Origin of the sequence: Rubrivivax gelatinosus, from assembly GCF_004340905.1 — a bacterium.
Taxonomy (GTDB): Bacteria; Pseudomonadota; Gammaproteobacteria; order Burkholderiales; family Burkholderiaceae_C; genus Rubrivivax; species Rubrivivax gelatinosus.
In genome coordinates this window covers 42596-57190 of the sequence record NZ_SLXD01000008.1, presented here as the reverse complement: position 1 = coordinate 57190, position 14595 = coordinate 42596, and the positions used below count along the sequence as shown (strand labels likewise).

The 14595-nt window shown below is 73.0% G+C and carries 5 protein-coding genes; 1 reads left to right on the top strand and 4 read right to left on the bottom strand.

From position 1 onward, the window contains the following. Positions 1-9226: YDG domain-containing protein (locus tag EV684_RS13345; protein ID WP_132647784.1), on the bottom strand; the 9226-nt coding region annotated here is incomplete at its 3' end. 58 nt (positions 9227-9284) lie between these two features. After that, entirely contained in the window at positions 9285-10970 is a 1686-nt protein-coding gene (locus EV684_RS13340; protein ID WP_132647783.1) for a ShlB/FhaC/HecB family hemolysin secretion/activation protein, read from the bottom strand. Between the two features lie 198 nt (positions 10971-11168). Here EV684_RS13340 and EV684_RS13335 point away from each other — a divergent pair, with 198 nt between their 5' ends. Continuing rightward, entirely contained in the window at positions 11169-11843 is a 675-nt protein-coding gene (locus EV684_RS13335) for a hypothetical protein (protein WP_132647782.1), read from the top strand. A 62-nt stretch (positions 11844-11905) separates the two neighbouring features. On the opposite strand, the gene EV684_RS13330 is transcribed toward EV684_RS13335, so the two are convergent. Both EV684_RS13330 and dbpA read right to left on the bottom strand, forming a co-directional pair. Further along, positions 11906-13156 (bottom strand): DEAD/DEAH box helicase, encoded by a 1251-nt coding sequence (locus EV684_RS13330; protein WP_132647781.1) that lies wholly within the window; start codon positions 13154-13156, stop codon positions 11906-11908. Beyond that, on the bottom strand, positions 13153-14574 hold the full coding sequence (dbpA, locus tag EV684_RS13325; protein ID WP_132647780.1) for an ATP-dependent RNA helicase DbpA: 1422 nt from the start codon (positions 14572-14574) through the stop codon (positions 13153-13155). Before dbpA ends, EV684_RS13330 begins: the two co-directional genes overlap by 4 nt. Positions 14575-14595 lie beyond the last annotated feature (21 nt).

Genomic DNA, 14595 nt, shown 5'->3' with positions numbered 1-14595 from the left:
CCGTGTAGCCCAGCGTCGGGTCGGCCGCGCCGTAGACCTTGCTCGCGCCGTTGGCGCTCACCGTCAGCTGCGCCTTGGCCACCGTCAGCGTGCCCTCGTGCAGCACCAGCTCGTAGTTGGACGCCGCGCCGCCGCTGGCCGTGATGGCATGCGTGCCGGCCGTCGCCGCCGCGCCGGTGGCCGTGGCCAGCGAGACGCCGCTGACCACCGCCGCCGTGTCGGCGTACTTCAGGTCGCTGGCGTCGACCACGTAGCCCAGCGTCGGGTCGGCCGCGCCGTAGACCTTGCTGCGGTCGGCCGCCGTCACGTCCAGCTGCGCCTTGGCCACCGTCAGCGTGCCGGCGGTGAACGTGCCGAGCTGGTAGTTGCCGTCGGCCACCGCCAGCGTGCCCTGGGTGATCGCATGCGTGCCCGCCGTGGCCGAGGCCCCGGTGACGGTGCTCAGCAGGCCGGCGAAGACGTCGGCCGCGCTGTCGCCGCCGACCAGGCCCAGGCCGCCGACGCTGAAGGAGAGCGTCGGGTCGGCACCGCCGTAGGTCTTGGAGCGGTCGAGCGCGTTGACGTCCAGCGTGCGCGCCGTGATGTCGGCCTGGGCCGTCAGTGCGGTCAGCGAGTAGTTGCCGGCGGCCGCGCCGGTCAGCGTCAGCCCGCTGGTCGTGATGCCCTTGTTCGTGCCCGCGTCGGCGTTGGCGAAGGCCGCCGCCAGCGTGCCCGTGAGCGCCACCACGTCGCTGCCGACGACGCCCGACAGCGCCGCGCTGCCGCTGAAGCTGGCCGCGGTCGTCGCGTCGTAGACCTTGTTCTGCGCCGTCAGGCCGGTGATGGTCAGCGCCTTGGGCGTGATCGTCGCCGCCTGGCTGCCCAGGTCGAGCACGTAGTTGCCCGCCTCGGCGCCGCTGAGCGTCAGGCCGCCGAAGCTGACGGTGTTGGCGCTGGCGACGCTGGCGGCGTTGTAGCTGCCGGTGGCCGTGCCGGACAGCGCGATCGTGTCGCCGCTGTAGGCCCGGCCGTCGCCGCTGCTGCCGCTGCCGGCAGCCTGGGAGGACAGGAGGCTGCCGCTGCCGCTGACGGTGGCCGACAGCGAGCCGTCGTAGACCTTGCTGGACGCCACGCTCAGGCCGCTGACCGTCAGCGTCTTGCGCGTGATGTCGGCGGTCACCGAGTCGGTGCTGATCGTGTAGTTCGCGGCGTCGGCGCCGCTGAGCGTCAGGCCCGACAGCGTGACCGACTTGCCCGTGCCGGCGTGGCGGTCGGCAAAAGCGCCGGTGGCGGTGCCGGACACGGAGACGACGTCGGCGCTCAGGTACTTGCCGTCGCCGCTGGCGCTGCCGCCGCCGATGATCGCCGCCGTGCCGCTGACCGTCGTGCTCGTCGTGCCGTCGTAGACCTTGCCGTTGGCGCTGAGCCCGCTGACGTTGATCGCCTTGGGCGTGACGGTCAGCGTGCTCGACCCCGTCGTCACGTTGATCGTGTAGCCCAGGTCGCTGGCGAAGCTGCCCTGGCCGTCGAGCGCCAGCGTGTAGCTGCCCACCGGGATGTAGCCGGCACCGCTGGCGGTGTAGCTCGACAGGCTGGTGTCCAGCGCGCCGGTCGTCGCGCTGGCGACCGTGTCGCCGTCGATGAAGCCGGTGATGGACACCGTCGGCGTCGACGCGCCGCTGCCGTAGACCACGCTGCTGCCGCTGCCGGCGGTGACCGTCAGCGTCGGCGCGACGCTGTAGAGGAACCAGTCGCCGCTGGCCGCGTAGGCCGGCGTGCTGCCGGCGCTGTAGCTCTGGGCGTAGTGCTTGTCGTAGCCCGTCATGCCCTCGGTCGTGCCGCTGGGGCTGGTCGAGTAGACGAGGTAGCGGCCGCTGCCGGCATCGATGCCGGTGTCGACGGTCGTGCTGTTGACGAAGTGGCGGCCGGCGGCGAGCACCAGGTTGCCGCTGCCGTTGGAGACGGTGCCGGCGAGCGTGATGTCGCTGCTGGCGCCGCTGGCGTGCAGCGTCAGGCCGCTGTCCGTGGACAGCCCCTGGTTGCCGACGGTGACGGCGGCGACCGTGCGAAGGTTCAGGCCGCCGGCATGGCCGGTGAGCGTGCCCAGCGTGTTGCTGCCGGCGGTCATCGTCACCGTGCCGTCGCCCTGCAGGTGCAGGCGGGTGGCGTCGACGGTCGCGTCGGCGCCCTGGGTGATGCTGCCGCCGTGGGTCGTCAGCACCAGGGTGCCGGTGGCAGCATTGACGTGGGAGCTGGCGGCCAGCGAGAGGGTGCCGTCCGTCGCGGAGAGCTCGAAGTTCCAGTCGGTGGACACCGCCGTCGTCAGCGTGCCGGTGACGCTGACGCCGCCGCTGCCTCCGACGATGCCGACGCTGGTGTCCAGCGTCGCGCCGCCGCGCAGCATCGAGGCCTGGCTGAAGTCCAGCGAGCTGACGATGGTCGAACCGGACTGGTCGCCACTGCCGAACTGGAGGTTGCCGAAGCTGTCGCTGTGCTGGATCAGCGCGCCGATCTCGGCGGCCGTGAGCGCGAAGCCGCCGCCGCTGGAGGCCCCCAGGCGCATGCCGCCGCTGTCGTCGGCCGAGGCGATCGTGAAGCTGCCCCAGCCGCTGAACTGCGTGTCCCACGCGAGCACGACGCCGCCGGACGCGGCGCTGTTGCCGCGCGCGAACAGCGACACCGAGTCGGTGTCGGCCGAGCCGATCGTCGCCGCGTCCTGGAAGCGCAGCCCCATGCCGCGGCTGCTGGCATCGACGCCGGCGTTGGACAGCAGGACCTGCGCGCCGTCGATCGAGGCCAGCAAGAGGTTGCCGGCATCGCCGTAGGTCTTGTCGCTGCCGTCGAGCAGGCGCATCGAGACGTTGCCGCTGCCCGCGTCGATCAAGCTGCCGGTGGCCTGGATGATCTGCGCCGTGCAGGCGCTGCAGTCGGCGTCGACCACGCCGTTGGCCAGGCTCTGGTTGGCGATGACGTTGAAGTCGCCGTTGTCGGTGAGGATGACGGCGCGCAGGTACACCGAGCGTCCGGCCTCGAGCGTCAGGTCGCCGCCGTGGCCGCCGGCGCTGACGACGATGTCGCGCAGCACGGTGATGTCGTTGCTCGCCTGCAGCGTGACCGCGGTGCCGGCATTGAGCATCGCCGTGATCGCCTGCGGGGTGATCACCGCGTCCTGGCCGGTGTGGGTGTTGAAGGCGAGCAGCCCGCTGCTGCCGCCGATGCCGGTGAAGCCGCTGCCGTTGCCGGCGTACAGGCTGCCGTCCCAGTTGGCGTTGCCGCCGACGCCGTTGATCTGGTCGCTGCTGACCGGCGCGCTGTTGTTGTCGGCCAGCAGCGTCAGCGCCAGCGCCTGGCTGGCGTTGGCCCCGGTGGTCGCGTTGGGATTCACCCAGACCAGCGGCCGCCACGCGACCTGCTCGGCCGAGGTGACGAGGCTGGGCAGCAGCGTCGCCCGCAGGTCGCTGGTGTAGGAAGAGCCGTCGAAGCCGCTGGTCGACAGGTTGTCGCTGGCCGCGGCCAGGCCGATGACGCTGTTGCGCCAGCTCACCGGGCCCGAGGCGCCGTGCGCACCCGAGATCAGCGTGATCGCGCCGGCTCCGGCTTCGCCGCAGTCGGTGAGGTTGCTGAGCGCCAGCACGTCGCCGGTGGCCACCTGCACGCCCGAGACCTCGCGCGTCAGCACGATGAACTGCGTGCCAACGCCGTCGGCGGCGCTGTTGCCGACCAGGCTGTTGCGCTCGGAGACAGTGGCCGCCTTGCCGCTCTCGCCGTAGGCGCGGCCGGTGCTGCCGTCGACCCAGGTCACCGCCCCGGCGGCGGCGCCGCCGCTGAAGGTGTTGGTCCAGTCGGTGCTGCGCACCAGGTAGTTCTTCTGGCCGCCGGACTCGACGACGACGATGCCACGGTCGATCTGGGCGCCGAAGGTGTAGGCGTCGTAGCCCGACAGCGTGCGGCCGATGTGGTCGCCGGCGCTGCCGCCGACCAGGCTATTGGAGGTGCCGACCGTGCCGACCCTGCCGCCGGCGGCGACGTGCGTCACCGCGCCGACGCCGGTCGTGCTGCCGTTGGACCACCAGGGGCTGGCGACGACGTAGGCGCCGCCGTCCAGCGCGGTGACGCCGGAGGTGACGTAATGCAGGCCGGAGTACGGGTCGACCCAGGCGTTGTAGCCCACGGCGTCGCCGTGCTGGCCGCCGACCAGGCTGTTGGTGGCGCTGATCGTGCCGCCGGCCGCGCCGGTCTTGAGCTGGCCGTTGCTGCCGTTGATCCAGGTCGCCGCGCCCAGCGACTCGGGGCGGTCGACCTGGGTCCAGGCGCTGCTCTGGCTCCACAGCGGCGAACCGATGACGGCGTTGCCGTCGGCCAGCACCGTGACGCCGCCGTCACCGACGCGGTCGCCGGCAAGGTCGGAGGTCCGGTCGACCCAGTCGCCGTTCAGGTCGCCGTTGGGGAGCAGACGGTAGGCGCTGTTGGTGGTCGTGAAGCCCAGGCTGCCCGAGCCGGTGCTGCCGACCAGGCTGTTGCTCGCCGACACCGTGCCGGTGACGCCGGCCGTGCCGCTGCCCCAGGTGGCGGCGCCGCGTTCGGCGTACCACTGCGGGTTGAGCAGGATGAAGTTGCCGTTGCTCAGCTCGGCCACGCCGTCGACCGGCAGGCGGTAGCCGAGCACGTCGCCGGCATGGCTGCCGACCAGGCTGTTGGAGGCCGACAGCGTGCCGCCGCTGCCGCCACCGGCCAGCGCGCCGGTGCTGCCGTTGATCCAGCTGACCGCGCCGGCCTGCGCCGCGCCGGTGTTGTTCCAGCCCGGGCTGGCGACGAGCACGTTGCCGTTGGCGAGCTCCTTGACGATCGGCACGCCGTTGTAGCGGAAGTTGGTCGTCAGGTAGTCCCACTCGCTGACCAGCGAGAGGTTCTGCGGGCCGTAGTTGACGTAGTAGTTGCGGCCCAGCGTCACGCTGCCGCCGCCGCTGTACCAGCTCTCGGTCGCCACCGTGCTGGCGACACCGAAGTTGTACGGCCCCACGAGACGCTGCGAGGTCGTCGTGTAGGTGTTGCCGCCGCTGGTCGTCTCGCTGACGACCGGCACCACCCAGCTGGCGTTGGGCATCGTGCCCAGGCGGTCGCCGACGGCGGTGATGCTGCTCTGGTTCACGTCGGCGTAGGTGTCGGGCGTGCTGCCGACCAGGCTGTTGGACGAGGACACCGTGCCGGTGCGCTGGCCGCTGCCGACCCAGGTGACGGCGCCGCGGCCGCCGTTCCACAGCGGGCTGATCGCGAGGTAGTTGCCGTTGGCCAGCGTGAAGCCGAGCAGGCCGACGTGGTCGCCGGTGGTCGTCAGCCGGTAGGTGGTGTCGGTGAAGCTCATGCCGGCACGCGTCTGCGTCGCCGTGCTGGTGCTGACGACGTCGCTGATGCTGCCGACCAGGCTGTTCGACGCGCTCACCGCACCGGCCGTGCCGCTGGCACCCGCGCCCCAGCTGACCGCGCCCTTGCCGCTGTCCCAGCCGGGGCTGCGCACGATGTAGTCGCCGTTGGCGAGCAGGTCGACGCTGGCGCTGAGCTGCGCATCCCAGGCACCCTGCACCTGCTGCAGGTTGCTGCCGTTGCCGACCGAGGTGGTGGAGCGTGCGTCGGTCAGGTGGATGCTGCCGACGTAGTCGCCGTCGTGGCTGCCGACCAGGCTGTTGGCCGCCGCCACGGCGGCGCCGGTGCCGGCTTCGCCGCGGGCCTGGCCGTCGCTGCCGTCGATCCAGGTCACCGCGCCGTAGGCGACGGTGGAGGTGGCGGCGCTGCGGTTGCCCCAGTGCGGGCTGAGCACGATCGCGTTCGGCCGCCGGCCGTCGGCGTCCAGCGTGCCCACCGGCAGCGCGCCGCCCAGGCCGACGCGGTCGCCGACGTGGCTGCCGTACAGGCTGTTGGCGGTCGACACCGTGCCGCTGACGCCGCTGCTGCCGGAGCCCCAGGTGACGGCGCCGCCGTCGCTGGCGCCGACGTCCGAGTACGGCGAGACGACGAGGTAATGGCTGTCGGAGAGCAGGACGATGCTGTTGTAGGCGCTATCGCCCACGTTCGAGCCGACCAGGCTGTTGGCCGAGGACACCGCGCCGGCCAGGCCGCTGGTGCCCTGGCCGAAGCTCACCGAGCCGTAGCCGCCGTTCCAGGCGCGGTTGACGGCGAGGTAGTTGCCGTTGTCGAGCACCGTCACGCCGATGCCGCTGGCCTGCGTGCGCGTGCTCTGGGTCGTCGTCAGCACGTAGGTCGCGCTGTAGTCGTAGGTCGTGTAGGGCGCCGAGGCCGAGCTGTCGAGCGCGCCCAGCGCCGAGCCGGCGCTGCCCGTCAGGCTGTTGCCGCTGCCGACCGTGGCACCGGTGCTGCTGCCGCCGTAGACGTGGCCGGTTCCGCCGGCGACCCAGGTCACGGCGCCGTTGGGCGCGTTCTCCAGGTAGCGGCCGACGGCGCCGTTGCCACTGTCGCTCCAGTACGGACTGGCGACGACGTAGTCGCCGCTGCCGACGGCGAAGATGCCGCCGCTGCCGACGAAGTCGTAGGCGTGGCTGCCGACGAGGCTGTTGCCCGCGCCGACGGTGCCGGCGCCGCCGCCGGCCGGGCCATAGGTCACGGCCCCCGCATAGGCGCTGGCGCCATTGGTCCAGGCCGGGCTGCTGACGACGAAGCTGCCGTCGGACAGCGCGGTGATGCTCTGGCCGACCGCGTCGCCGGCGCCTCCCGGCGGCGCCGTGCGGCGGTTGGTCGCGCCCTGGGTGTAGGTGTAGGGCAGGCTCTGGTCGACGCCGATCACGTAGACCTTCTTGCTGCTGCTGTCGGTGTCCACCAGCGCCTGGCTGCGGATGCCGGTGCTGCCGACGAAGGCCGTGCTCGAGGACACCGCGCCCCCGGCCGCGCCGTTGGCCAGCACCCCGGTGCTGCCGTTGATCCAGGCCGCCGCGCCGCGGCCGTTGTACCAGTTGGGCGCCGCGACGACGACGTTGCCGTTGGCCAGCTCGGTGATCGTCGTCGTGCCCGCCGTGGCGACGCTGCCGTAGACGTCGTAGGTGGTGATGTTGCCGAGGCGGTCGTCGGCGGTGATCGTGATCGCGCCGAGGTTGTTGATCGTGTTGCCGGTGTAGCTGTAGCGCGTGACGCTGTCGGTGTTGGTGGTGCTGCCGACCAGGCTGTTGCCGCTGCCGATCGTCGTGCTGCCGCTGCCGGCCTTGCTCTGCCAGGTGACGGCACCGGCCGAGGCGGTGGTGGACTGCTGGATCGCGTAGGCACTCGCGCCCGGCACCGTGTTGGGGTCGGCCGTGCTGCTGCTGAAGGTGTTGACGCTGCTCACCGTGCCGTAGCGCGGGCTCAGCACGAGGTAGTTCTCGCTCGACAGCACCTGCACGCCGCCGCTGCCGGCGCGGTCGCCGGCGGCGGCGCCGCGCAGGTTGGACAGCAGCGCGCCGGTGCTGGCGTTGAACAGGTAGACCGCGCCGGTGTCACTGGTGGCGCCGGTGTCGGCCTGGGGCGCGCTGATGATGACGTTGCCGTTGGACAGCACCTTCGTGAAGGTGCCGAAGCCGTTGTCGGCGGCGGCCGTCGGGTCGTCCAGCGACAGCGAGGCGATCGAGTTGCCCGCGTTGTCGATGATGATGTTGCGCGGGTCCAGCAGCAGCCGGCCGGCGCGGCCCTTCGGTGCAGCCAGGTCGGCCGTGCCGCCGAAGACCAGGTCCTGCTTGCCCGAGACCTCGGCGCTGCCGCCGTTGCCGCCGCGGGCGCCGCCCCTGGCGCTGACCCGTCCGCCGAAGGTGGTGCGCTCGTCGGACCAGAGCACGACCTCGCCGCCATCACCGCGGCGCGTGGCGTCCGCTCGCAGCACGGTCGTGCCGTTGACGCCCAGCTCGCGCGCATTCGCGAGGTCGGCGTCGCCGCCCTGGAAACCACCGCCGACGCGCACCCGGCCACCGCCGTCGCGGCCGCTGGCGTCCAGCGTCGCGGCACGCAGCTGCACGCTGTCGGCCGTCAGGGCGACGTCGCCGCCGCGGCCGGCGCGGCCCTGGGCGCTGAACGTGGCCGAGCTGTAGACGCGCTCGTCGGCGGTCAGGCGGACTTCGCCGCCGCGGCTGCCGTCGGCCTTCAGCGCCGCCGAGGCGGTCTGCACGACGCTGCCGGCGTCGACCGTGATGCGGCCACCGCGGCCGCTGGCCACGCTGGTGTCGAGCACGCCGCCCTGGCCGAGGTAGTCGGCCTGCACGTCGATGCGGCCACCGGCGGCGGCCACGCGGCCGTCGACCTCGACCGTGGAGCCTTCGATCTGCACCCGGCCGCTGCCGGCCTCGACACGGCCCCCGGCGGACACCAGGCGCAGCGTGCCGCCGTCGTCGACCAGCGCATCGGCGCCGGCGCTGCCGGCCACGGCCTGTTCACGCAGGCGCTGCGCGGCGCCGGCGCTGAGGATCACGCGGCCGTCCTCGGCCTGCACGATCTGGCGGTTCTCCACCAGCGCGGCCACCGTCGCCGGGTCGACCCGCACGCCCAGCAGCTCGCTGCCGGCGACGTCCAGCGTCACCGCGTCGCCGGCGGCCAGCGCCACCGTGCCCAGGCGCGCGCTGACCAGGCCTTCGTTGATCACCTCGGGCGCCAGCAGCGCCACATAACCGCCGGCGGCGGCGTTGATCGTGCCCTGGTTGACGACGCTGCCGGTGGCCGTGCCGCGCGTGAACTTCAGGCGCCCGGCGGCGAAGTCGGCGTCGGCGATGTCCAGCGTGCTGGCCACCAGCCCGCCGACGTCGACCCGCGAGCCGCGGCCGAAGACGATGCCGTTCGGGTTGACGAGCAGCACCTGGCCGTTGGCGTCGAGCCGGCCGTGGATCGCCGACGGATCGGCCCCGGTGACGCGGTTGAGCAGCACCGAACGTGCGTTCGGCTGCTGGATCTGCACCCGCGCCTGGCTGCCGATGTCGAAGTTCGTCCAGTTGATCGCCGCGCGCTGGCTGGTCTGCGAGATGTCCAGGCGTGCGCCCTGGCGCTGCGCCGTCGCCTGACCGCTGACCAGCTGGCCGCCCTGCGGCAGCGCGTTGGCCGCCGGCGGGCCGGCCCAGGCCGCCGTCGAGCCGAGCACGAGCCCGGCGCCCAGCACGACGCCGGCCACGCCGCTGCTGCGTTTGCCGCGCGCTCGTGTGCCTTCGGCGACGGCGACGCAGGCCCCGGTGCTGTCGTTCCAGACGAGGCGATAGATGCGGTTCAGGGCGCCGGGACCGTGGTTCATGGATGACTCCGAAAGGATTCAGGGCGGCGGGCGCGGGCCCGCACGCGGGTCGGCAGGCTCAGAAGGCCTTGACGAGCGAGACGAAGAGGCGCGGGTCGCGACGCGTGCCGTCGCTGTCGTCGCCTTCGGCGGTTCGCACCGGGTTGCGGCCGGCGCGCCAGGACAGCGCAGCACGCGCCAGCAGCCGGCCGGGGCCGCTCCAGGTCGCGCCGATGCCGTGGCTGGCCAGCGTGTAGCGGTTGGGATCCAGCGTGGCGTCGTTGCGCTCGTGGTCGCGGCGCAGCCAGGCGTGGTCGTGGAACAGCGACAGCGACAGCTCGGGCGTCAGCTGGCGGCGCCATTCGACGCTGGCCAGCGAGCCGTCGTCGCCGCTGGGCTCGGAGCTGGAGTACGCGCGCACGCCGGACGGGCCGGTGGCGTTGAACTTCTGCGACGAGTCGAGGTTGCGGTTGGCGCGCTGGCCCGACAGCGACAGCTGCAGCGTGTCGGCAGCACTCAGGCGCTGCAGCCGCGTCAGCGTCCAGCCCAGCGTGCGAAAGCTGCCGTCGCGGTCGGGCCCGTCGGCGGCCTGGTCGGCCGCGAGGTCGCCGGCATTGCCGCCGAGGTCCAGCCGGCCGAAGGCCAGCGACAGCGAGAACTGCGTGACACCGCCGCCCAGCCAGGCGTCGGTGGCGTCGCCGCCCAGCGCCAGCGTGCGCGTGGCGACGGTCTTGTCGCTGATCTGGATGCCGGCGATGGCGTTGTCGAAGGCCTTGCGGTCGTAGGCCAGGCTCAGGCTCATCGACGCGCCGGCGCGGCGCAGCAGCGCGTAGCTGGCCGTCGCCGCCCAGGACGTGGCGCCGCCGCTGTAGCGCGTGGAGTTCAGGTCGTAGGCGTAGGCCAGGCGCGACAGCGTCGCGCTCGCGCGCCAGCCGTCGTAGCCGACGGGCACGCTGTAGCCGGCACTGCCGTAGTCCGAGCCGGCGCTGTGGCTGGCGAAGAACTGGGCCTGGTCGCCGAAGCCCATCGGGCTGTCGACTTCCAAAGAACCGGTGCTGCGCCACTCGCCGCTGGCGCGTGTTCCGGCGTTGTCGAACTGCAGGTGGCCGCCGAACAGCGGCTCGTCGGCCACGGCCACGACCAGGCGCGTCTCGCCCGGTGCGGCGCCGGGCTCGAGCACCGAACTGGCCTGCACGCCGGGCAGGGAGTCGAGCAGGCCGATGGCACGCTGCACGTCGTCGGCGCGCACCGGCGCGTCGATCTTCTGGCGCGCGGTCATCGTCCGGACGACACGCTGCTCGCCGACACTGCGCCCGGGGGGCGCCTGTTCGACACGCACGCCGGACAGGCGGCCCTCCAGCACCTCGATCGTGACGATGCCCTCACGCAGGTCCTGCTCGGGCAGGAAGGCACGCACCAGATAACCCGCGTCCTGGTAGGCGCGGGCGACGGCGTCGGCGGCGCGGCGCAGGTCGGCCAGGCTGGCCGGCTGGCCGACGAAGGGCGCCAGGCGCACCTGGAGCTCGGCTTCGGGCAGCAGCGTGACGCCCCGCAGACGGAAGCCCAGAACCTTCACGCGCACGCCCGCCGTGCCCTCGGCGGGCGACGCGGGGGCAACCCCGGTCGGCGGCGGCGGTGGTGGCAACTGGGTGCCGCGTTCGGCATCGCGCAGGAGCTTGCCGGCATCGGGCGGGGTCTGCGCGTGCAGAGCGCCGCAGGACAGCATCGCGGCGGCAGCCACGACGCCCAGGGACTTCGTTCGCATTCGTTGGTCTCCCTGAACAAACGACCCTGGAGTCAAGGAAGACGGCCCTGTCAACCCCGGGGATCAATGAAGCTTAGGCCAGGGCCGAACCTGCTGTCACGAGAAATGACGCCTGAATTAGCACTTTTATCACCGAACGGCACGACAACTTAGCGGGGCGGTCGGCATGTCCTACAGTCACGGCCGTCCGAGGACTCCATGAACCGACTGCACAACGAACTCCAGCGCCTCTACCTGCCCGCGCCCGGCGCATGGACCGCCGCCGACGGCCGGGTGCGCGCCGCGATGCTGGAACTGGTCGTTCCGGCGGACGCCGCGCTGCTGGGCGCGGTCTGGGCCGGAGTGCAGAACGAGCTGGGGCTGCCGGCGCCGGCCATCGTGCTGTCGGGGCACGACGGCCTGCAGCTGTGGTTCTCGCTGCAGCAGCCGGTCGAGGCCGCGCTGGCCCGCAGCCTGGTCGACGGGATGCGCCGGCGCTGGCTCGACGAACTGCCAACGGCGCGGTGGCGCGGCTGGCCGGCGCCCGACGCCGAGCCACCGGCCCTGCCCGGCGCCGAAGTCGGCCCCGAACGCTGGGCGGCGGTGGTCTCGCCCGACCTGGCGCCGCTGTTCACCGAAACACCATGGCTGGAGCTGCCGCCGGGCGACGACGCCCAGGCCTCGCTGCTGGCCCCGCTGCGCCCGATCACGCCCGGCGAGCTCGCCGAGGCGCTGCGCCAGCTCGCGCCGCCGGACCCGGCGCCGGGCGCCCCCGAGCCGCGCCCGGCGCCGGAGCGCGAAGCCGAACGTTTCCTGCTCGCGGTGATGCGCGACGCCGCGGCGCCGCTGGCGCAGCGCATCGAGGCCGCGAAGGCGCTGCTGCAGCGCGGCTGATCCAGCCGTCGCACCGCGCGTTCGGCCGGCGCAGCGCGCCTTGCGGCGTCCTGCTCCCGGGTTCAGCCGCCGGAGGCGGCGGCGGCTTCGCGCAGCTTGTCCTTGCGGCTCTTGCGCCGCCCCTTGACGCCGCCGCCGTTGGCGGGCGCCTCCGGCGCGCTCTCGGTCGGCTCGAAGCCTTCGACACGCTCGCGTTCGACACGCCGGCCCTGGCGCTTCTCGATGAGGCGGAAATGCGCCTCGCTGGCCGCGGTGACGAAGCTCCAGGCTTCGCCGGTGGCACCGGCGCGTGCGGTGCGGCCGATGCGGTGCGTGTAGTCGGCCGCCGATCGCGGCAGGTCGTAGTTGACGACCGCGGCCAGCGCCGGGATGTGCAGGCCGCGCGCGGCCAGGTCGGTGGCGAGCACGACGCGCAGCGTGCCGTGCGCCAGCTCGGCCAGCACCCGTGCCCGCGCGCCCTGGCTCAGCTCGCCGTGCAGGGCCGCGGCGGCGATGCCGGCACGCTGCAGCTTGGCGGCGACCATCTCGCTGGCGTGGCGCGTGGCGACGAAGACCAGCACCCGCGGCCAGTCGTGCGTGGCCAGCAGCCGGCGCAGCAGCGGCGTGCGCTGCGCCGTGTCGACCTCGACCGCGTGCTGCTCGATCGCCGGGCCGCCGGCCTCGGGCGCGGCCTCCACCGCCACCTGCACCGGCGCGTGCAGCAATCGTGTGGCCAGCGCCTGCACCGCCGGCGGGAAGGTGGCCGAGAACAGCAGCTGCTGGCGCTCGGCCGGCAGCAGCGCCAGCACACGCTCCAGCTCGTCGGCGAAACCGTCGTCGAGCAGCCGGTCGGCTTCGTCGAGCACCAGCAACTGCACCTCGCCCAGCGTCAGCGCGTTGCGCTCGACCAGGTCCAGCAGCCGGCCCGGCGTCGCGACGACGACTTCCGCGCCGCCGCGCAGGCCCATCATCTGCGGGTTCACCGAGACGCCGCCGAAGACGACGGCCACCTTCACCGGCTCGGCCATCTCGCGCGCCATCGCGCGCAGCGTCTGGCCGGCCTGCACCGCCAGCTCGCGGGTCGGCACCAGCAGCAGCGCGCGCGTGACACGCCGGCCTTCGCGCGGCGTGATGTCGAAGCGGTGCAGCATCGCCAGCGCGTAGGCCGCGGTCTTGCCGGAACCGGTCGGTGCTCGCGCGACCAGGTCCAGCCCGTCGAGCGCCGGCGGGATGGCCTGCTGCTGGACCGGCGTCGGCACGCTGAAACCGAGCTCGGCGCAGGCACGCAGCAGCGCCGGCGTCAGCCCCAGTGCCACGAAGCCCGGCGCGTTCACAGCCGCCGCGCCTTGACGCTGCGGCCCTTGACCTTGCCGCGCGCCAGGCCGCGCAGCGCCTGCTCGGCGAGGTCGCGGCGCACCGAGACGTAGGTCGAGAAGTCGTTGACGTCGATCTTGCCGACCGCGGCGGCCTCCAGCCCCAGGTCATTGGTCAGCGCGCCCAGCACGTCGCCGCGGCGGATCTTCTCCTTGCGCCCGCCGAGGATCTGCAGCGTCACCATAGTCGGCAGCAGCGGTGGCTGCGGCCCGGCCTTGGCGAGTTCGGCTTCGAGTTCGGCCAGCGGATGCCAGACGCTCTGCCGGCCCTGCATCTCGTCGATGCGGCCGACACGGCCCATCTCGTCGAGGCTGGCGAGGTTGAACACCAGCCCGCTCTCGCCGGCACGCCCGGTGCGGCCGATGCGGTGGGTGTGGACCTCGGGTTCGGGCGTGATGTCGACGTTGATCACCGCCTCGAGCTTGCTGATGTCCAGCCCGCGCGCGGCGACGTCGGTGGCCACCAGCACGCTGGCACTGCGGTGCGCGAACTGCACCAGCACCTGGTCGCGGTCACGCTGCTCCAGGTCGCCGTGCAGCTCGAGCGCGACGATGCCCTGCGCCTGCAGCACCGCCACCAGGTCGCGGCACTGCTGCTTGGTGTTGCAGAAGGCCAGCGTGCTCTCGGGGCGGAAACGCTGCAGCAGCAGGCCGACGGCGTGCAGGCGCTGGCTCTCGGCGACCTCGTAGAAACGTTCGACGATCTGGCCGGCGGCATGGGTCTCGGCCAGGCGCACCTCCTGCGGGTCACGCAGGTAGCGCGCAGCGAGCTTGGCGACGTCGTCCGGATAGGTGGCCGAGAACAGCAGCGTCTGGCGCTTGCTCGTCGGCGGACAGTGGCGCGCGACGGCGGCGATGTCCTCGGCGAAGCCCATGTCGAGCATGCGGTCGGCTTCGTCGAGCACGAAGGTCGTCAGCGCCTCCAGCGCCAGCGAGCCGCGTTCCAGGTGGTCGAGCACACGCCCCGGCGTGCCGACGACGACGTGCGCGCCGTGCTCCAGGCTGGCGAGCTGCGGCCGGATCGCGGCGCCGCCGCACAGCGTCAGCACCTTGACGTTGTCCTCGGCGCGCGCCAGGCGGCGGATCTCCTGCGAGACCTGCTCGGCCAGTTCACGCGTCGGGCAGAGCACCAGCGCCTGCGTCGCGAAGCGCTTCGCATCCAGCTTGGCCAGCAGCGGCAGCGAGAAGGCCGCGGTCTTGCCGCTGCCGGTCTTGGCCTGGGCGATCAGGTCGCGCCCGGCCAGCGCCGGCGGCAGCGCCGCGGCCTGGATCGGCGTCATCTGCTCGTAGCCCAGCTGCTGCAGGTTGGCGAGCACGGCCGGCGACAGCGGCAGCGTGGAGAAAGCGGGGCCGGCGGGCGCGGCGGAAGATTCGGTCATGCCCCGATTGTCGAGGCTGGC